Below are 19,554 nucleotides of genomic sequence, written 5' to 3'. Positions count from 1 at the left end.
ATGGCTGAACACAAACATATTTTCCAACAAGCGAAAAATAGCGCTGCTCCCACACTGGTGTTGCTTCACGGCACGGGAGGGAACGAGCGTGACCTATTGCCAATTGCGGAGATGATTGACGGGCATGCCTCTGTTTTAGGCGTGCGCGGCAATGTGAGCGAAAATGGGATGCCTCGCTTTTTTAAGCGATTGGCTGAAGGCGTGTTCGACAAGGACGATTTACAAAAGCGGACGGGTGAATTGTACACCTTTCTTGATCAAGCAGCAGCCATGTATGGCTTTAACCGTAATGATGTCATTGTAATCGGCTATTCAAATGGCGCAAACATTGCCGCTAATTTAATGTATGAATACAGCAACCCATTTAAAGGGGCTATGTTGTTCCACGCGATGGTGCCTCAAGAAAAAGAGTCGTTGCCTTCCTTGGAGAAGACCGCTGTATTTCTAGGGGCAGGCAAGCGTGACCCACTCATACCTGCCCCTTTAACAGAACAATTGCGAGCGGATTTGCAAACAGCTGGCGCGGCCACTGATGTTTATTGGACAGAAGGAGGACACGAGCTGGCTATTGAAGAAATCCATGCAGCCAAAACATGGTACAATCGAATGTTTCCAGAATAAACGGCAGGTTACTCTGCCGCTTTTTTTGATAATCTTTTTCTAGACAAACAGGGGTGAACCCGCTAGAATGCAAAAAAGATGGGCGAGAAAAGTGAGGTCGATTGAAATTGACTACAAAAAATAAAGGAAAATATCCTACAAGCTCCTATATTTTTGCAGGGGTTGCTCTTGTAGCCATTATCGTTGTAGCCATCTGGAGCGATATTTGGTACAAAATTGTTGTGTTAGCAAGCTTAGTTGCCCTTATGTATGTGTTTATTGCAAAAACGAAAAAAATTGAGCGGGAACTGGAAGAAATGAAAAGAAAGCAAGCTTCATCAGCTGAGCTTGCCCGACAGGAACAAACGGAGCTTGAGAAAACAAAAGAACATGATTTAAAAGCATTGGAAGAAAAGGAATTCCAACTGCAAAAATTAGATCTTGACCGGACGCGGTTATTTGAAGAGCTATTGAATAAGGCCGAGCTCGAAGAAGCTGAGAAATCAACAATACGCGAACGTCTTCAGCAAGCCGATACGGAAACTTCACGAATCCGGCAAGAATGGCTGACTGCGTCGAGCCGGCTAATGACGTTGATGCGCGGCACGAAACGATTTTTTGTGCGTGAATCGCCGATGAAAGAAATCGCTGCTTCCATCGACCAGGACGTATTAGAAACAGGGTCGTTTACAGCATTGAACGAAGAAATTCAGCGCTTAATTCCGCGTCTTTCTAAAGAAAGTGCCGAAGCGTTAGCGAAATCAGACTTTATTGATGAAGACAACCAGTTAACGCGTTCCGGCTATAAAGCATTGTTGCAGGCGAGCGAAGACAAGCAAACGTAACGACGTTTGCTTGTCTTCACTTTATTTGCGGATTATTGCGACGGCTAGCTTTCGCCCCTAAGTCAATGACTTCAATTGTTAGCTCATAGTCAAAAGAAGCATTGGCAAAGTAAACATCATCCCAATCGTCGCGAATTTGTTGCCATAATTTTGGGTAAGCCAGTTGTGCTTCCAAATAGAGCCGCGCCGCATCCGCTTTGTACTCTTTTTGCAACCGCTCCATCATGTTCGATGCCCCGTCTTCGACCGTCTTCTTTACTGCGGCCATGCATGTTTGCAAGTAATCAGCGGAAAAACTTTCATCCCGTGTGTCCCAGTTTTCGGAAATTCTCCCTGAAAAATGTTGGTGAATGTGGAAGTGAAAGTGGCCGTTTTGATACGTTGGCTTGATCTCAGGAACTTTGACTTCAAGAATTTCAAAAGTAAGGGGATCGCCATTACATTCAGAAACGACGATGCCGCCTTCGAGTTCCCCAGAAAGCCAGTTAAGATGGACATTGTCTTGCTCGTTCAACAACGGTTTTAATAGATGGCCCTTCTTAAAGATGCCAGAGCCGCTTAATGAAGCACTGCCGTTATCATTGACGACCATTTGCATAGGAAACGTCAAATCCTCTTGCAAGTCCGAGGAAATGGAGCTTAACGTAGATGCTTTTAAAATCGCAGACGAATGGGTGCGGTTGCCAAACAGCTCGGCAATAAAACGAGCTGGAATCGTCGATTCGTCGGGAGCGACAAGCACCTCTTTTGTAGGCTCATTTGTAAGAAGCACGAGTGAACTGCGGCGTACATGGTCGTCGCGAATCATTTGGTTAATCAAACTCTCTAACGTCCGTTTGCCTCGTAAAACGCCTTCATTAAAAACAGCGATCGACTGATGTTGGCTGAACACAGGGAATTCCAACGTTGTGATATCTCGGATGGCAGCGTGAAAGGTCGGGCCTTCACCAATGACGTTGTTATAGCTTGATGAACCGCCTTGTTGAGCTGGAGGCACGATCACTTGGTTTAGGACCGAAATGAGTCCTTCTTCTGTCACATCCACACCAATGCCAAGGTTTAACGTTACATCCTCCATATTCCGGCTGTCCCAACAACCTGACAATAACAGGATAACTGCAACGTTTGCTAAAAACAGGCGTTTCATCGGACCACCTTCCTCTTAACCGAGTAAATGAGAAAATAGACAAATGGAAGCAACAACATCACTTCAAACCCATAGAAACTTATCAGACGGAGGATCCTTGTATCGAGCGTATGTTGAAAACATAAGGAAATAACCATGCTAATAGCGACAGCAACTGCCATCCCAGAGAAAGACTTTTTTAGCTTTGTATATTTACGAAGGGAATATCCTGACAAAAAGCTATAAATGACGCTCGTAGAAAAAAATTGCATGATCCATGTGCTGAGCAAAAACCCTTCCATTCTTTCAATGAAAATCCCCTCTGTTTCAAACGATTGGATAAACGAAATCGTTGGCCATACAAGTGTTTTGACTTCCCGTTCCCCTAAATTTAAGACAACGATCAAATACGTAATAATGTAAATGATGGAGATAAGCACAAGCGTGCTAAAAACAGCAAGTTTTGGTTTAGCTTTTTTGTTAACAAAAGGAAGCAAGAAATAGATTACTTCAATTCCTTCAAACGGAAAAAGGACACCATTAGGATTAAAGACTACATTGGCAACGCCGTTCGTAAAAGGCGGATTCATATGACCGATGTCCATTTCTTTAAAGCTAAACACTAAAATCGTCCCTGCCACTAAAAGAGTGAGTGGAAAGATAATCGACGAGACACGCAAAATCGTTTGCAAATTTCCGCTTAGCAAGTAGGCAATTAATAAAAAAGTGAGCACTTTAATTAGCGATGTCGGTGTTGATGGCAGTAAGTAAAAACGGATCATTTCTGCCATAGCGGCAATTTGATAGCTTGAAGCTACCCAAAAGTAAACGTTGATTAAAAAAAGAAGCAACGTGCCGCCGATTTTGCCAAAAGTCATATACCCGTAAGTATAAAGGTCAGTTGCATGGTGGCGGCCAATGAAGTAGAGCGCTAAGCAAGTGAGAACGAATGTATAGAGCGCTCCAGCCACAATCGTGAGCCAGCCGTCTGTTGAATTTGCCGTTACCGTTAGCACGCGTGGCAGAATCAAAAATTGCACGCCGAGTAATGTGATTGCAGTTAAGACGGTTAACTGTACAGTAGATAGCGTCTGTTTGGGAATCATGGCTAAGCTCCGCTCCCTTTTGGCTTTTTAAGCGCCCTCTTTTTTGATAACAACAGGAAAATTTGCTTCCATTTTTGGTTGTAAAAAAAGAACTTGCCTGACAAGTAAGGCTGGTTAAAGCTTGTCAGTTTTGACAAATGGATTAACACGAACAAAAAGAAGAACATCACGCCAACGAGCCCTAAAATCGCTGAAATGATAATCGCCCCAAAACGAAGGAGCCGAAACGATAGGCCAAAGCTGTAGCTCGGTACGGTAAACGATGTAATTGTAGTAATTGAGACGATAATGACCATGAGCGAACTGACGATATTGGCCTCTACTGCCGCTTGGCCGATGATAACGCCACCGACTAGGCCAATCGTTTGCCCGAGTGGTGAAGGCAAGCGGATGCCCGCTTCACGCAGCAATTCAATTGTCACTTCCATAATCAACACTTCCAAAATAGGCGGGAAAGGAATGTCTTCCCTGGTGGCGATGATCGTCATGGCTACGTCTGTTGGCAAAAGCCCATGGTGAAACGAAACAAATGAAATGTACAGCGATGATAGGAACACGGTTATAAACAAGGACATATAACGAAGGAGGCGGAGAAAACTGCTCGCAATCCAACGTTCATAATAGTCATCTGGAGACTGCAACAACATATCGAACGTAGTCGGCAAAATCAAGGCAAACGGCGAATTAGCGACAAAAAGAACAAGGCGGCCATCATTTAAGGCTGCGGTAACACGGTCAGGACGCTCTGTGCTTTGCATTTGGGGAAAAGGGGAAAAAGGCGCATCTTCGATCAACTCTTCAATCATGCCTGAATCTTGAATTTCGGTTGTTTTAATTTTATGGAGGCGATCGGTAATATCAGCGATAATCCCTTCATCGGCGACCCCTTTGATATAAAGGAGCGACAATGTTTTAATGCTCTCATTTTCTTTAATTTGGTGCTCTTCTACTTTTAAATTTTTGCTGTTCACCATTTGCCTTGTTAGGCCGATGTTATCGTCTAAGTCTTCTATGTAAGCGAGCTTTGGCCCACGGACGACTTTTTCAGTTGTCGACTCAGCAAAACTTCTTTTTTTAGGCGCATGTGTACGGAGAATAAAGGCAATTGATAAGTGTTCGGCGATCACAACTGTATTGCCTTCAAAAATGGCCATCACCATTTCATCTTGAAATAGAGTCGTTTTGCTTAATGTCGGCGCAAGCAAAGAACAGAAAGCGGCGTCGAAACGTTCGGAACCACTCAGTTTCTCAATATTTAAGCCGACTTCGGCAATGACTTTCCAACTTATTTGTGATCCGAGAAAGAATAAGCAACATTTCCGCCCATAATCAGGAATGGTAATCTCTTTGCTAACAAAATCGCCTTGTTCTTGAAAGGCGGCCTGGATGTTGCTTTTGATATCGTCATATGAAATGCCTATATAATCTGTTGCCACAACCAGAGCCTCCTTCTTTTACTGTTAGTGTGCAATAATTAGCTGTGCTTATGCATGAAAAAACCCGCCTCCATAGCAGGCGGGTTTTTAAACTGTAGCCAAACCTTACGTTCGACTCGGCTAACAGCGTAACTGATGTTTAATAACTTTGCTCAAGTTTTTCGATGAGACGTCCGACATAGGCAACTGCAGCTCGAATGGTTTCTTTGTTTTCCATGTCGACTCCGGCGATTTTAAATAAATCCAGTGGTTTTTTGGTGCCGCCAGCTTTGAGCATGTCTAGCCAGCGGTCAATGACTACTTGGCCGTTTTGTTCATAAAGGGAGTACGCTTTGGTGGCTGCTGTTAAACCAGCAGAATACGTATACGGATAAAGGCCTTTGTAGTAATGAGGCTGCCTCATCCACGTCCGTCCGGCGCGCTCGTCAATGTGAACGGCATCGCCCCAGAAACCGGAGATAACCTCTTGCTTCGTCTGACGAAGCAAAACAGCGGTCAGTGGCACGCCTTCTTCAGCATAACGATAGACACGGTGTTGGAAAACTCCTTCAAGCAGGTGCGTGACAAAGTTATGATAATACGTCCCAATAAATTGCAACAGCACCCAGCGTTTCATCCGAGGATCGTCTGTCTGCTTAAGCAAGTGGTTCCCTAAAAACAATTCGTTGATTGTGGACGGCGCTTCAATGCAATACATCGATGGGCGAGTTGCACTGAGAGGCTGATGGGCATTGGCAAGATAAAAATGCCCTGCATGCCCTAGTTCATGTGCAAGAATAAAACCACCGCGCATCGTATTTTTCCAAGTCAGCAAAATGTAAGGGTGTGCCCCATATGGGCTTGAACAAAAAGCGCCTGTCGCTTTGCCGATATTGTCAGCCCGGTCAACCCAACGGTCTGTCTTTGCCCTTTGCAACATGTCAACATAGTCGTCGCCAAATACGCGAAGTGCGTCAATGATGGTTGCAAATGCGTTGTCATAGGTTGTTTCTGGTTCAAACTCTGGGTCGAGCGGCGCTTTTAAATCTTCAAAACGAAGCTCAGAAAGGCCAAGGACCTCTTTTTTTAGCGTGGCGTAACGGCGCATATGAGGAGCTAGTTCCTCATAAATCGTGTCCAACTGGTTATGGTACATCGTTTCGCTGACGTCCTGATCGTGAAGAAGCATGGCTTCGGCTGACTTAAAGCCTCTAAGGCGAGCGATTGTGACATTCTTCGACACTTCGGTTGCAAACAATTTCGCGTATGTATGTTCATATGCTTTCAACGTCTCGTCGAAAACGTGAAACGCATTTCTTCGTTCTTCTGTATTGGGCGAAAGCTCATACTGGTCTTCAAAACGGGCGAATGAAAGGGGCTTATCCTGGCCGTTTGCCCCTTTAAAAGGAGGAAACGACATATCAGCAGCTTTGCTTTGTGAATATGTGCTGTATGGCGCTGACAACACAGGCGACAGAGAAGCAAGGGCTTCTTCTGTTTCGGCAGAAAGGGTATAAGGCTGATTCGCCAACAGTTTGTCCAAATAGACGCTAAACCGCTCAAGCTCAGGAAGGGACTTACGGAATTGCTCGATTAATCCAGTCGGCAATGCAATAATATCCGCTTCTAGCTTTGCTAATTTCGCTTGGATGAGCGCTTGTGCTTCTTCAACGCGGCTTGCATTGGCTTGAGCGGCCTCATCAGCTCCATTTCCTGCTAAAGAAAGAGAAGCATAAGTGATCACCAGAACCGCTTTTTCCAATAGCGCTTCTCTTGCTTGGAGACCGTTTAGCAAATGTTCAGGGCGTTCCCCAAGTTTTTCGCCAACAGGAAGCTTGGCGCTTTGTTCTTTTACTTCGGCAAGCGCTGCTTGCCATGCTTCATCATTAGGGAACAGGGCCGTTAAGTCCCACATTTCCTCTACAGGCACATCTTGACGTTTAGTTAAATCCATAATAGCCTCCTATGTTTCGTTAATCGAAATATATTTCCATTATACATGAATGCCCGGCCTTTGCCAGCCATCTTTCAGAATTTTTTTATGAATGGTTACGTATAGCCAAGAGAACAACCATTCGCTAAAATGGGGATAGACAATAAATGAGGTGGTTCCATGTTTAAACGGCGTTTGCCACAGCTATTGAACCAATTAAAGAAAGATGAACATGTATCTTACTGGAAAGAAATTGCGCCACTAGAAGCGAAGACAGTGCCTTTTCCAGCTGAATTGGATTTTAACATTTGCCAAGCCTTGCGAAAAAAGGGGATTGGTGAACTGTATACACACCAAGCAGAAGCCTTTGAAAAGGCATTAGCAAACAAACATTTTGTTGCCGTTACCCCGACAGCGTCTGGAAAGTCGCTATGCTACAATTTGCCTGTCCTACAGGAGATCGCTGCTTCTCCACATAGCCGGGCGCTGTATTTATTTCCGACAAAGGCACTTGCACAAGACCAAATGAGCGATTTGCACGGCATGATTGCCGATATAGGGATGGATATCAAATGCCATACATACGATGGCGACACTGCTCCGCAAATCCGTACGTCGATTCGCAAAGCAGGCCATATCGTATTAACAAACCCGGATATGCTTCATGCGGCGATTTTGCCCCATCATACAAAGTGGGTATCGTTTTTTGAGCACTTGCGCTATATTGTCATTGATGAACTTCATACGTACCGCGGCGTTTTTGGCAGCCATGTCGCCAATGTCATTGCCCGGCTCAAGCGAATTTGTGCATATTACGGCGCTAACCCTCAATTTATATGCACTTCAGCAACGATTGCGAATCCGAAAGAGCTGGCTCAAGAGTTAACTGGGTCAACGTTTGACTTAATTGATGACAATGGGGCGCCGCGTGGAAAAAAGCACTTCCTGTTTTACAATCCGCCGTTAGTGAATGAGCCTTTGCAAATTCGGCAAAGCGCTGTTGCCAAAGTGAATGAGCTGGCAGGAATGTTTTTGAAAGAAGGAATCCAAACGATTGTGTTTGCGAAAAGTAGAGTGCGTGTTGAACTAATTTTAAGCAGGCTCCAAGAATTGACGAAACGGACATTTAATCGTTCAGCAATCCGAGGCTACCGTGGCGGCTATTTGCCGAAACAACGCCGTGAAATTGAAAGAGGGCTCCGTTCCGGTGAGATTAAAGGAGTCGTATCCACCAATGCGTTGGAGCTTGGCGTTGACATTGGCCAACTGGAAGTTTGCATCATGACTGGCTATCCTGGTAGCATCGCCAGCTCTTGGCAGCAGGCAGGCCGTGCTGGGCGGAGACAAAAAGAGTCGTGTGTGATTATGGTGGCCGCCTCCACGCCACTCGACCAATATATAATCAAAAATCCACACTATTTTTTTGAACGGCCGCCTGAAACAGCAAGGTTAAACCCTCATAATCTTGTGATTTTTATCGACCATTTAAAATGTGCTGCCTACGAGCTGCCGTTTTCAATGGGAGACGTCTTTGGCGATGAGGTCGTTGACGACTATTTAGATTACTTGACAGAGCAGCATGTACTTCATGCAAACAATGGCAAATGGCATTGGATGAGCGACGCTTTTCCGGCCCATGGGATCAGTTTGCGCTCAGCTTCACAAGAAAACGTCGTCATCATTGACCAATCAGATGTGACCAATCATCGCGTTATTGGCGAAATGGACCGCTTTAGCGCAATGACGCTCTTGCATGAGGAAGCGATTTATTTACATGAAGGTGTTCAATATCAAGTGGAACAGTTAGATTGGGATGAAAAAAAAGCGTTTGTCCGTGAAGTGAGCGTTGAATATTTTACGGACGCGAACCTGGCTGTATCTCTCCGCGTTCTTGAAGAAGACGAGAGTCGGGAAGAGGGCGATGTCCAGCTTTCATTTGGTGATGTTAGTGTGACAGGCAAAGCAACGATTTTTAAAAAGCTACGTATTAGCACGTTGGAAAATATCGGTTCAGGGCCGATTCATTTGCCAGAGGAAGAGTTACACACGAATGGGATGTGGTTATCGTTTAAATCCGAGTTGGTAGAGACAATCGGCGAAAGCGACTTTGAAGAAGCATTAGTAGCATTGGCTCATTTGCTTCACCACGTTGCACCTGTGCGCATTATGTGTGACCGGGGTGATATTCATGTTGTGCCGCAACGGAAGGCGACCCATTCCGGCTTGCCGACAATATTTCTATACGATTCTTACCCAGGAGGAATCGGGCTTGCCAAGGAAGTATATGAGCGGACAAATGTCATTTTAAGCGATGTTGCCGTTCTTCTTGATTCATGCGAGTGCGAATCAGGCTGTCCGTCTTGTGTCGGCAGCGCCTCTTCAGCAAAAAACATAAAAGTTCTCGTTAAAATGCTTGTTCGGCAATTACAAAAGGGGAGTATGACTATATAATTTCACATACCGTATTAAATGGAAGGAGGCGGCTATGTCGATCAAGGCGAAATTAAAACGGTTTGAATCTCATATGTCGACCACCGAAAAAGAGAAGGGATCGGCGGCGAACACCAACGAACAAGGAAGTTGGGAACAATTGAATACCGAGGCTTGCTCGTTTGACGGTATGATTTGTTATATTCGGACGAGGCGAATGTCTTTGCAAGAAAAACATGGCCCTAAAACATTTGCTGAAATGAAAGCCGCAATTGATCGTTGGGATTCGAGTGCTTTAGCCCATCCATTGTCTAAGAAGGGCATTCCTACTGAAAAACTGTTGTTTTTTGATACGGAAACGACTGGATTAAGCAGTGGGGCAGGCACGCAAATGTTTTTGCTTGGCTTTGCTTCTTTTACAGAAAAAGAAGTAGAGGTTAAACAGTATTTGCTGTCTAAACCTGATGCCGAGGTGGCTTTGTATCACTTTTTTCTTGCCGATGCCAAAAAGCTTGACCATCTTGTCACTTTTAATGGCAAGGCGTTTGATTGGCCAAGGTTAAAAACACGCCATTCATATTTGCGGGAAGCCGTGCCTGCATTGCCGAAGTTCGGTCATTTTGACTTGCTCCATGGTTCACGCAGGCTGTGGAAAAACGAACTTCCCTCATGCAATTTGAGTACGCTTGAAGCAGAAAAGCTTGGGATCAAGCGTACAGCAGATACACCGTCCTACCTAGTGCCAATGCTTTATTTTGACTTTGTCAGGGAAGGGAACCCAGCATTCATGGAATCTGTGTTTGCCCATCATGAAGCGGATATGCTGTCTTTAATTGCTTTGTATGCCAAGTTAAGCGACTTGATTTTAGATGCAAAGAGGCAAGCGAGTGACGCGGAACGCTACCAAATTGCTAGATGGCATGAAGCGACCGGCCAGCAACAAGCTGCGTTTTCTTTATATGAAAGCTTATTGGATAGCAAAGATTTTCCCCTTTTAGCCAGGCGCCACCTTGGCGACTTATTGAAAAAACAACGGCGCTACACAGAAGCGGCAGAGCAGTTCCATGCCTGTGTGCGGCAAGGGTTTGCCAGCTACCATTGTTGGACGGAGCTGTCGCTTATTTATGAGCATTATTTAAAAGAAAGGGACAAAGCGGAAATCTATGCCTACCGGGCATTAGAGTCTTCTTCCTCTAACAAGGAAAGGGAGGCTGCGTTAAAGCGGGCAACACGCATTAGCGGGAAATTAAAACGATAAGCATTTCCCGGGGAAGCGCAATAGTCGACGGGTTTCGCTGTAAAATGCGCAAGCATGCGACGTTTTTTGACTTCGATTGCAAAACGCCGATGGCTGGAGGCTGTAAAAATAGGTAATCGAACTAGTACACCTGCTGATAGTCTGACATAAGGTATTAGTGACTCTAATATTAAAAGGAGGAACTTACTTTATGTTTCATAAACGTCCACCGCATTGCTGCCCGCCACCAAGACCAGTATGCAAACCAAATGTAAAACCTGCCGCAGACTGTGGGTGTGAGGCGCCAAATTTGCCGAATATGACGTTGCCAACGCAAACGCATGAGCTTCCAGCAGTAGTCCATCCGACGAAGCACAATGTCGTTGAAAGCACGAACGAATACATTGTGCCAGAAATCCATCCAACTCATACGACACATGTCAATAACCATGTGTACAAACACATTCATAAATTCCCGCATAGTGAAAGCGTGAAAGAGAATGTGCAAAATTTGCAGTTCTGCGAAAAGCCGCAAGCGACGATGCCAGCAAACGTTATGCCGTCAAATGCAAAGCCAGGCAATATGATGCCAAGCAATGTGATGCCAACAAATACAAAGCCGGCAAGCACAAAACCAACCGCAAAAACAAAATCAGAAATGAAGCCTAGTGGCATGATGCCATTTAATGGCTACGAGTACTAAGGTTAATACGTTGGGCGGGCGCGAGCCTGCCTTACGTATTGAATAAGGAGGGACGAGCTATCCATTCACTGCTTGTAACAGGTTATAAAGCCCATGAATTGGGGATTTTTCAGGAAAGTCATCAGGGGGTCCACTATTTAAAAAAAACGATTGAAAACCGATTGCGCCCTTTTATCGAAGAAGGGACGGAATGGATCATTACAAGCGGCCAACTTGGCGTTGAACAATGGGCGGCAGATGTGGTCTTTTCCTTAAAGGAGACTGCTTATCCACACATAAAACTGGCGATATTGCCTCCTTTTGAAGGGCAAGAGGCAAACTGGTCCCAAGCAGCCCAAGAACGCTATGCGGCAAGGTTAGCCATGGCTGATTTTGTAGAGTGTATCTCGAAGCGCCCATATGAGCATGTCGGCCAACTTAGGCAAAAAAACGATTTTCTAGTTCAACGGACGGACGGTCTGCTTGTTCTTTATGATGAAGAAAAGCAAGGTTCACCATTATACTATATTGCTAGCGCCAAAGCTCAGGGAAAGCCGATTTTTTACATTTCTCCTGAAGAGGTCGAGGAAACGGTTCGTCAAGACCAATATGACGACTTTCTTTAAAGCGTTGTAAAAGTTTGTGAATTGACTCGGTTTAAATTGACTTTAGGCGCGAGTTTTGAAAAAATAGAAGTAGTAACGTGGAATAGGACATGAGGTGATCTAAGATGAGCCAAATGGAGATTAAGCTGACAGCAAAAGAAATTTTAGATAAAGATTTTAAACAAAGCATGAGAGGGTACAACCAAGACGAAGTCGATAAATTTCTCGATACCGTCATTCAAGATTATGAAGCATTTCAAAAAAAAATCGAGCAACTTGAACGAGAAAATGAACTGTTAAAACAAGATTTAAAAAAGCAAACAGAACGTCCGCAACGGAGCCAAACCGTTACGACGCCTTCGGCTGGCAGTACCAATTATGACATTTTGCAACGTCTATCCAATTTGGAGAAAAAAGTGTTTGGCAGCAAAATGTACGAGTAATGATCCATGTCTATACGGATGGCGCCAGTGCTGGCAATCCAGGTCCTTCTGGAGCTGGGCTTGTTTTTATAAAGGATGGCGAAGCACAAGAATTTCGTTTTCACCTTGGAGACAAAACGAACCATGAAGCTGAATTTGCCGCAGTGGATATTGCCCTTGAACTATGCCTCCAAAAGGAATGGCAACAAGTGTCGGTGCGTACGGATTCAAAGCTTGTCAGTGACAGCATCGAAAAGGCCCATGTGAAAACAAAAGCATATGCTGGCTATCTTTGTTCCATTTTGGATAAAATTGCACAACTGGAGCTTTTTTTTATTATGTGGGTGCCAAGCAAACAAAACAAAAAAGCCGATGAACTTGCACGCTTGGCCATTCGTGAACCAAAGCGGTTATTTCGATAATGATTGCTAAGTTGGCGCAAATGTGTTAAACTGAACAAGTCGCTTATGACAGATACATGTCTTCAGACAACCGCTGCGCATTTTATGTGTAGAGGAAAGTCCATGCTCGCACCGGCTGAGAGGCCGGTAGTGTTCGTGCCTAGTTAATCCATAAGCTAGGGCAGCTGCTGTGCAGCTGACGGCAGGAGAGATGCCTACGTCCAAATGGATAAGGCATGCACTCCTTGAAAGTGCCACAGTGACGTAGTCTGCTTGGAAACGGGCAGAGTGGAACGCGGTAAACCCCTCGAGCGAGAAACCCAAACAATGGTAGGGGCATTTTTCAGTCTGAAAATGAACGGAACTGAAAAAACGAAGCAATTCGTAGATAGATGGTTGTCGCCGGAGTACGAGGCTCATCACCGTTTGTAGTACAAAGGTACAGAACATGGCTTATCGATGGCATGGAGATGAACGTTATAAGCGAGCCAAAACCCTTTACAAGGGTTTTTTTTAATTTTCCTCCGAAATTCATCTCCCACTTCTAAACGGAGTGAAAGTGGGAGATGAATTTCGGTTAGGCATAGCCTAAAGTTTCTCTTTTTTGTGCTATGATAATGAAAAGCTCCTGGTCGTAAACTATCGTAGGTTGATGATGCCATATCTCACTATGTAAAAGAAAGGTTTGCTAGACTGGAGGGAAATGCTAATATTTCCTTGACAGAATGGAATCACGATGTTGGCCATGTACCTATTTTGTTCAAAGCTCATCCGAATAGTGAAATGCTTATAAAAGCGCAAGTTCTCGACTTATCAAAAAGCATGTTCCATAAGTGGAAAGAAAACGTTGAAAGAGTATGTTTGGTCAAGAAGCTTTTGCTTACTTACAACGGGTGGTTCGCCCATCGAAGGGATAAAGAATATAGAAAATCAAGGGATGAAGTGAGGTGATTCGATATGGCAAACAAAGCATATAAGTTCCGTCTGTACCCAACGCGAGAACAAGAGCAGCTTCTTGTGAAAACCTTCGGTTGCGTTCGTTTCGTCTACAATAAAATGTTGGCTGAACGAAAGGAAACATATGAGAAGTTCAAGGACGACAAAGAAGCCTTGAAAAAGCAAAAATTCTCGACTCCTGCCAAGTACAAAAAGGAGTTTGTATGGCTCAAAGAAGTCGATAGTCTCGCATTGGCGAACGCCCAACTGAATTTGCAGAAGGCATACAAAAACTTCTTCTCTGGTCGTGGTGAGTTTCCGAAGTTCAAAAGCCGCAAGGCAAGACAGTCCTACACAACCAATGTGGTCAACGGAAACATCATGCTTTTGGATGGCTATATCAAATTACCGAAACTGAAACTTGTAAAAATGAAACAACATCGGGAAATTCCGTCCCACCATGTCCTCAAGTCTTGTACGGTTTCTCGAACAAAAACAGGAAAATACAATGTTTCGATTCTCACTGAATACGAACATCAACCTACACAAAAAGACATACAAGCTGTTGTTGGCTTAGATTTTTCCATGAATGGCTTATTTGTCGATAGCGAAGAAGGGAAGACAGCCAATTACCCTCGTTTCTATTGCCAAGCCTTGGAAAAGTTAGCGAAGGAACAGCGTATTTTATCACGCAGAAAGAAAGGCTCTCATCGTTGGCACAAACAGCGTCTGAAAGTAGCGAAGCTACATGAAAAAATGGCGAACCAACGAAAAGACTTTCTACATAAGGCATCACACAAATTAGCGAAACGGTATGACTGCGTGGTGATTGAAGACCTCAACATGAAAGGAATGGCACAAGCCCTTCATTTCGGCAAAAGCGTTGCTGATCATGCATGGGGCATGTTCACGACATTCCTCCAATACAAGTTAGAGGATCAGGGGAAACAGCTTATCAAAATAGATAAGTGGTTTCCATCATCCAAAACGTGTTCATGTTGTGGTCAAGTAAGGGAGTCTCTCGCTCTTTCAGAGCGCATCTTCCATTGTGATTGTGGTTTTGTGGCAGATCGAGATTGGAACGCTGCTATCAATATCAAACGTGAAGGGTTACGACGGTTCGTATAATTATCAATAGAGCATGGAACAGGCTCGATAGCTAAGTCAATTTCGTACCATTAGGTGCGATTACCTTAGAAGCCTCCACCTTTAAGCGAAGCGTAGGTGGCGGTAGTTCACTGGAATCTGATAGAATAAACGGGGAACACTGTTTGGCAGGAGGGAAGAAAAATGGACAACCAAGCAAAAACGATGTATCTCATAGGCGTTGTGCTTTTCCTGTTAACTGGGATTGGCTTTGCGATTCAAGGTGATTTACTTGCAGGTGGAGTATTCCTTGTCTTGTTTTTTGCGTTATACATGCTGATTGTCTTTTTGCACCACCGCTCCTTACGTACGCGAAAGCTCGCGACATTTTTAATGTTTGCTTTTGGCGTCATTGCTGCTGCAGGAGCTGTTTTTGCTTATACGCAAGGCGGCTATTTATGGCATTAGCGCCAGTGAAGAGAAGAGAAAGGGGCATGAACGATGAATAAAGTGACGCTCATTGCCACAACCACAATGGGACTGGAAGCAATTGCTGCAAGGGAAGTACGCCAGCTTGGCTATGAAAACGTAACCGTTGAAAACGGCCGTGTGTTGTTTGAAGCAGCAGTTGAAGCGATTCCAAGGGCAAATTTATGGCTGCGCACAGCAGATCGGATCAAAATCCGCATTGGCGAATTTAAAGCCATGACTTTTGATGAATTGTTTGAGAAAACAAAGGCGCTCCCGTGGGCGGATTTGTTGCCGCCCCATGCGGAATTTCCTGTTATTGGGCGATCTGTCAAATCAAAGCTATTTAGCGTTTCAGATTGCCAAGCGATTGTAAAGAAAGCAGTCGTCGAAAACTTGAAAAAACGCTATAAACGTAGCTGGTTTGATGAAAATGGGCCGCTATACCGAATAGAAGTAGCGTTATTAAAAGATGTGGCGACATTAACATTAGATGCAAGCGGAACAGGTTTGCATAAGCGGGGATACCGTGTTTTACATAATCAGGCGCCATTAAAAGAGACGCTTGCTGCGGCGATGATCCAGTTAACGACATGGACGAAAGACCGTCCTTTCGCTGATCCTTTTTGTGGTTCGGGGACGCTTGCGATCGAAGCAGCCATGATTGGCCAAAACATTGCACCGGGGTTTAACCGTGACTTCGTATCCGAGGAGTGGCACTGGATTGGGGAAGAGCGCTGGAGACAAGCGCGTGAAGAGGTTGAAGATTTGGCTAATTATGACCAGCCTCTTGATATCATTGGATCAGATATTGACCACCGTGCGGTTGAACTGGCAAAAGGGAATGCAATAGAAGCAGGGTTAGGCGATGTGATTCAATTTAAACAAATGCAAATGAAAGATTTTCGCCATAAGCGCCCATACGGAATTTTAGTTGGCAATCCCCCCTACGGCGAACGGTTAGGGGAGCAAAAAGAAGTCGAGCATTTGTACAAAGAAATGGGACAAGTCATGGCATTACATGATACGTGGTCTGTTTATGTTTTAACTTCCCACGAGGAGTTTGAACAGCTATATGGCAAAAAAGCGAACAAAAAACGCAAACTTTATAACGGTAACATTAAGACAGACTTCTATCAATTTTTTGGGCCACGCCCGCCAAAACAAGAGTAGTTTTAACGAAAGCCCGCGCATAAGCGGGCTTTTTTAAAAACGGTGCTTATCAGGGAGGATCAAGATGAAGATAGGAACGATTGGTACTGGTTCGATTGTAGATTTATTTTTATCCGCTTTAAAAGACATAGACGGTGCTGAATGTGTTGCCATGTACTCTCGAAAAGAAGAAACAGCGAAGCCATTAGCTGAGAAACACAAGATAACAATGATCTACACGGATTTAGTAAACATGTTTGCGGATCCAGCAATCGACTTTATTTACGTAGCTTCACCAAACAGTTTCCATTTTAGCCATACGTACGAGGCATTACAAAATGGAAAACACGTTATCTGTGAAAAGCCATTTACGTCGACCGTACGAGAAACAGAACGAATCATGGAACTTGCTCGCGAAAAACGATTAATGGTGTTTGAAGCGATTACGACCATTCATTTGCCCAATTATCACCTTATTAAAGAACAGATTGGCGAATTAGGCCCGCTTAAGCTCATTCAATGTAATTATAGTCAATATTCTAGCCGCTATGATCTCCTAAAGGCTGGTGAAACTCCAAATGTGTTTAATCCGCAATTTTCTGGCGGTGCATTAGCTGACATCAATATTTACAATCTTCACTTTGTCCTACATTTATTTGGAGCGCCTCAGTCAGTTGACTACACAGCAAACAAACATCCAAATGGAATAGACACTTCAGGAGTCGTTGTATTAAAATACCGCGATTTGGTAGCTGAGTGTGTGGGCGCTAAAGATACGAGAAGCAAAAATTTCGTTTTGATACAAGGAGAAAAAGGGTACATTCATGTGGAAAATGGCGCAAATGGGTGCCGCAATGTGAGCGTGCATTTACAAGACCAAGCAATCGATTTGAATGAACAAACGAGCAGTAACCTGATGTATTATGAACTTCGTGCATTTAAAGACATCTATGACAACCAGCGATATGACCGTTGTGAAGAATTACTAAAGCATTCGCATTCTGTTATGCAAGTATTTGAAAAAGCAAGACAGTCAGCCAATATTGTGTTTGCGGCTGATCAGCAATAAACAGGATCAGAATTTATTCGAGCCGATAGCGTCCTACTTCAATAACGTAAGGGACGTCGTCGGCTGTTTGTGTGAATAAGAGTGGTGAGCTTTTTTCCATACACCTGCTCGATGGGGCCATCTCAAAATTTTCTTCATAATGCCTTACTTTTTTACAATCTGTTCACAGGTGCTGCCTTAAAGGATAGCGGTCCGTTTCCGATATAAAAGAGGAGCTTGGTTTAAACACGACCAAATGAGGTGTAATGAAGGTGGTGTATACAACGATTTAATTACCATAAGAAATAATATGTAAATAAGTACAGCACTAACCTCACTTACCTTGGAGAGTACATTTATCGAGATTTGTTTGAGAGGTACCACTGAAGCTGTAATAGTGCGTAGGGAGGAGTATGAATGCCAAAAGTTGCGTCAATGATAGTGAAATTTATAAAGGAAAAAGGTTGCAAGACAGTTTTTGGCGTTCCTGGAAAACCGGTTGTTCCACTGATTTTGGCGATGGAGGAAAGTGGAGTATCGTTTGTCCTGGCTAGACATGAAGGTGGCGCAGGCTTTATGGCTACTGGATATGCCCTGCAAACAGGCGGACTAGGAGTGGCAATTGGGACGTCTGGTCCAGGTGGCACAAACATGATTACTGCGGCTGCCCAGGCTCAAGCCTTCCATGCACCCGTTTTATTCATTACAGGACATCCGCCACTTTCACAATCAGGGATGGCGCTTGGCCAAGATTCAAGCATGTTTGGCACTGATTTAGTAGCTTTGTTCAAGCCTGTTACAAAATTCAGTGCGAAAGTCGAAAGCAAAGGAATGCTCAAGCGCTATTTACAGCATGCGGAAGAACAGGCGTTGACAGGAGCAAAGGGGCCGGTCCATTTGTCCGTTCCGTTGGATATTTTGATTGAGGAAGTGGATGAATTTACGCTTTCTCGTTTACCGGTGCAAGACCACATACGCTCAGGAAACATTCAACTAGCCATTAAAGCGTTGAATAGAGCAAAACGTCCACTCATGCTAGTTGGGAAAGGTGCCCATTTTTCTGGTGCTTACAAGGAAGTGGAACAAGTAGCGGAAAAGTGGAGTATACCTGTTGTGACGACTCCTGGTGGAAAAGGGACGTTTGTGACCGATCATCCTCTTTCTCTTGGCAGTCTCGGATTAGGCGGTACAGAAGGAGCTGCTGCTTATGTAAAAGACAAGCCGATTGACTTGCTTCTTGTAGTAGGCTCAAAACTAAGCGATATGTCAACAGTAGGGCTTACAGCAGGAGGAATGCCAAGTCAAGTGCTCCATTTTGATTATCAAGGGCTATTTGTCGGGAAATCGCTGCCTGCTGATACGCTATTTGTCCAAGGAGACGCCAAAATCAATTTACAGCAACTGTTGCTTGAGGCAAAGGAGTTTCCACAACGGCAACAGGTTGATTTGCGAGAGTACAGAGACAGGAACCGCGCGCCAGTCGATGGTTGTGATCGACTTTCTACTGCGCAAACAATGGGCGCACTTCGGGAAGTGCTGCCAGCAGACACTGTTGTTTATGGAGATGACGGCAGCCACACGTTTTATGCAATTAAGCATTTTCGTACATTGGTGCCGGGAACGTTTTACTTCGATGATGTGTTTGGGGCAATGGGCCATGCGATCGGTCTTTCAATAGGGGCAAAGATGGCTCAACCTCAACGACCAATTGCTTGTTTTACTGGAGATGGCTGCTTATACATGCACGGGACAGAAATCGCTACAGCAGTCGACCAAAAAACGAATGTCCTATTCGTTGTCTTTAATAATGGCATGCTTGATATGGTTGACAAAGGAATGAAGCATAATTTAGGTCGGACAGCAGGAACAAGGTATGAACAGGAAATCAATGCTGCCCTATTTGCAGAATCTTTAGGGGCAAAAGGGTTTCGCTGCAACACTGTTGCAGAAGTGAAAGAAGCGGTGCAAAAAGGGAACCGATTTGAGGGGCCGGTAGTGGTTGAAGTCATGGTCAGCAAAGAAGAGACGCCGCCAACGCTCGGACGAGGGTAAAGAAAGGAAC

At 44.5% G+C, this 19,554-nt stretch carries 17 protein-coding genes, 1 other RNA gene and 1 pseudogene; 15 read left to right on the top strand and 4 right to left on the bottom strand.

Annotation, left to right across the window (positions count from 1 at the left end):
* Window positions 1-621 (top strand): alpha/beta hydrolase, encoded by a 621-nt coding sequence (locus BUC05_RS03660; protein WP_011246868.1) that lies wholly within the window; start codon window positions 1-3, stop codon window positions 619-621.
* A gap of 107 nt (window positions 622-728) precedes the next feature.
* Window positions 729-1,445: a hypothetical protein gene (locus BUC05_RS03655; RefSeq protein ID WP_142237508.1), complete on the top strand. Its 717-nt coding sequence runs from the start codon at window positions 729-731 to the stop codon at window positions 1,443-1,445.
* Window positions 1,446-1,461: 16 nt separating this feature from the next.
* On the opposite strand, the gene BUC05_RS03650 is transcribed toward BUC05_RS03655, so the two are convergent.
* The 4 genes from BUC05_RS03650 to pepF all read right to left on the bottom strand — a co-directional run bounded on the left by BUC05_RS03650 (window position 1,462) and on the right by pepF (window position 7,046).
* Window positions 1,462-2,592 (bottom strand): Ger(x)C family spore germination protein, encoded by a 1,131-nt coding sequence (locus tag BUC05_RS03650; protein WP_011246866.1) that lies wholly within the window; start codon window positions 2,590-2,592, stop codon window positions 1,462-1,464.
* The gene (locus BUC05_RS03645; RefSeq protein ID WP_011246865.1) at window positions 2,589-3,677 is read right to left on the bottom strand and encodes a GerAB/ArcD/ProY family transporter; all 1,089 of its coding nucleotides are present in this window, start codon (window positions 3,675-3,677) and stop codon (window positions 2,589-2,591) included. Before BUC05_RS03645 ends, BUC05_RS03650 begins: the two co-directional genes overlap by 4 nt.
* Before the next feature lie 2 nt (window positions 3,678-3,679).
* Window positions 3,680-5,113, bottom strand: a complete 1,434-nt coding sequence (locus BUC05_RS03640; protein ID WP_011246864.1) for a spore germination protein — start codon at window positions 5,111-5,113, stop codon at window positions 3,680-3,682.
* A gap of 139 nt (window positions 5,114-5,252) precedes the next feature.
* Window positions 5,253-7,046 carry an oligoendopeptidase F gene (gene pepF, locus BUC05_RS03635; RefSeq protein ID WP_063609853.1) on the bottom strand — a complete coding sequence of 598 codons (1,794 nt, stop codon included), beginning with the start codon at window positions 7,044-7,046 and terminating at the stop codon, window positions 5,253-5,255.
* Window positions 7,047-7,205: 159 nt separating this feature from the next.
* On the opposite strand from pepF, the gene BUC05_RS03630 reads away from it, so the two are divergent.
* The 13 genes and pseudogenes from BUC05_RS03630 (at window position 7,206) to BUC05_RS03570 (ending at window position 19,544) form a co-directional block, all read left to right on the top strand.
* Window positions 7,206-9,476 (top strand): DEAD/DEAH box helicase, encoded by a 2,271-nt coding sequence (locus BUC05_RS03630; protein WP_035202548.1) that lies wholly within the window; start codon window positions 7,206-7,208, stop codon window positions 9,474-9,476.
* Window positions 9,477-9,510: 34 nt separating this feature from the next.
* On the top strand, window positions 9,511-10,713 hold the full coding sequence (locus BUC05_RS03625) for a ribonuclease H-like domain-containing protein (RefSeq protein ID WP_011246861.1): 1,203 nt from the start codon (window positions 9,511-9,513) through the stop codon (window positions 10,711-10,713).
* A gap of 190 nt (window positions 10,714-10,903) precedes the next feature.
* Entirely contained in the window at window positions 10,904-11,395 is a 492-nt protein-coding gene (locus BUC05_RS03620; RefSeq protein ID WP_011246860.1) for a spore coat protein, read from the top strand.
* A 38-nt stretch (window positions 11,396-11,433) separates the two neighbouring features.
* Window positions 11,434-12,000, top strand: coding sequence for an SLOG family protein (locus tag BUC05_RS03615; RefSeq protein ID WP_011246859.1), 567 nt, complete (start codon window positions 11,434-11,436; stop codon window positions 11,998-12,000).
* Between the two features lie 104 nt (window positions 12,001-12,104).
* A complete protein-coding gene (gene gpsB, locus BUC05_RS03610; RefSeq protein ID WP_011246858.1) occupies window positions 12,105-12,422 on the top strand; it encodes a cell division regulator GpsB in 318 nt (105 codons plus the stop codon).
* A complete protein-coding gene (locus BUC05_RS03605) occupies window positions 12,422-12,823 on the top strand; it encodes an RNase H family protein (RefSeq protein ID WP_011246857.1) in 402 nt (133 codons plus the stop codon). The genes gpsB and BUC05_RS03605 overlap by 1 nt, the downstream gene beginning before the upstream one ends.
* Window positions 12,824-12,881: 58 nt before the next feature.
* An RNA gene (rnpB, locus tag BUC05_RS03600) (RNase P RNA component class B) lies at window positions 12,882-13,263 on the top strand.
* Between the two features lie 190 nt (window positions 13,264-13,453).
* Window positions 13,454-13,748, top strand: a pseudogene (locus tag BUC05_RS03595) (IS200/IS605 family transposase); the annotation flags it as partial.
* Between the two features lie 11 nt (window positions 13,749-13,759).
* On the top strand, window positions 13,760-14,866 hold the full coding sequence (locus BUC05_RS03590; protein WP_011246856.1) for an RNA-guided endonuclease TnpB family protein: 1,107 nt from the start codon (window positions 13,760-13,762) through the stop codon (window positions 14,864-14,866).
* Window positions 14,867-15,028: 162 nt separating this feature from the next.
* Window positions 15,029-15,292, top strand: a complete 264-nt coding sequence (locus BUC05_RS03585; RefSeq protein ID WP_011246855.1) for a hypothetical protein — start codon at window positions 15,029-15,031, stop codon at window positions 15,290-15,292.
* 33 nt (window positions 15,293-15,325) lie between these two features.
* Window positions 15,326-16,465, top strand: coding sequence for a THUMP domain-containing class I SAM-dependent RNA methyltransferase (locus tag BUC05_RS03580; protein WP_011246854.1), 1,140 nt, complete (start codon window positions 15,326-15,328; stop codon window positions 16,463-16,465).
* A gap of 64 nt (window positions 16,466-16,529) precedes the next feature.
* Window positions 16,530-17,513 carry a Gfo/Idh/MocA family protein gene (locus BUC05_RS03575; protein WP_063609854.1) on the top strand — a complete coding sequence of 328 codons (984 nt, stop codon included), beginning with the start codon at window positions 16,530-16,532 and terminating at the stop codon, window positions 17,511-17,513.
* Between the two features lie 396 nt (window positions 17,514-17,909).
* Complete coding sequence (locus BUC05_RS03570; protein ID WP_063609855.1) at window positions 17,910-19,544, top strand: thiamine pyrophosphate-binding protein; 1,635 nt, start codon at window positions 17,910-17,912, stop codon at window positions 19,542-19,544.
* Window positions 19,545-19,554: the final 10 nt, after the last annotated feature.

The organism is Shouchella rhizosphaerae, assembly GCF_900142675.1.
Taxonomy (GTDB): Bacteria; Bacillota; Bacilli; order Bacillales; family Bacillaceae_D; genus Shouchella; species Shouchella rhizosphaerae.
Note: the sequence above shows the minus strand (reverse complement) of the source record. Positions and strands in the feature narration are given on the sequence as shown.

Coding starts and splice junctions, on each gene's coding strand:
- BUC05_RS03645 (WP_011246865.1), bottom strand. CDS start 3,677: ATGATTCCCAAACAGACGCTATCTACTGTACAGTTAACCGTCTTAACT.
- BUC05_RS03650 (WP_011246866.1), bottom strand. CDS start 2,592: ATGAAACGCCTGTTTTTAGCAAACGTTGCAGTTATCCTGTTATTGTCA.
- BUC05_RS03625 (WP_011246861.1), top strand. CDS start 9,511: ATGTCGATCAAGGCGAAATTAAAACGGTTTGAATCTCATATGTCGACC.
- BUC05_RS03570 (WP_063609855.1), top strand. CDS start 17,910: ATGCCAAAAGTTGCGTCAATGATAGTGAAATTTATAAAGGAAAAAGGT.
- BUC05_RS03605 (WP_011246857.1), top strand. CDS start 12,422: ATGATCCATGTCTATACGGATGGCGCCAGTGCTGGCAATCCAGGTCCT.
- BUC05_RS03630 (WP_035202548.1), top strand. CDS start 7,206: ATGTTTAAACGGCGTTTGCCACAGCTATTGAACCAATTAAAGAAAGAT.
- gpsB (WP_011246858.1), top strand. CDS start 12,105: ATGAGCCAAATGGAGATTAAGCTGACAGCAAAAGAAATTTTAGATAAA.
- BUC05_RS03585 (WP_011246855.1), top strand. CDS start 15,029: ATGGACAACCAAGCAAAAACGATGTATCTCATAGGCGTTGTGCTTTTC.
- BUC05_RS03660 (WP_011246868.1), top strand. CDS start 1: ATGGCTGAACACAAACATATTTTCCAACAAGCGAAAAATAGCGCTGCT.
- BUC05_RS03580 (WP_011246854.1), top strand. CDS start 15,326: ATGAATAAAGTGACGCTCATTGCCACAACCACAATGGGACTGGAAGCA.
- BUC05_RS03575 (WP_063609854.1), top strand. CDS start 16,530: ATGAAGATAGGAACGATTGGTACTGGTTCGATTGTAGATTTATTTTTA.
- pepF (WP_063609853.1), bottom strand. CDS start 7,046: ATGGATTTAACTAAACGTCAAGATGTGCCTGTAGAGGAAATGTGGGAC.
- BUC05_RS03590 (WP_011246856.1), top strand. CDS start 13,760: ATGGCAAACAAAGCATATAAGTTCCGTCTGTACCCAACGCGAGAACAA.
- BUC05_RS03620 (WP_011246860.1), top strand. CDS start 10,904: ATGTTTCATAAACGTCCACCGCATTGCTGCCCGCCACCAAGACCAGTA.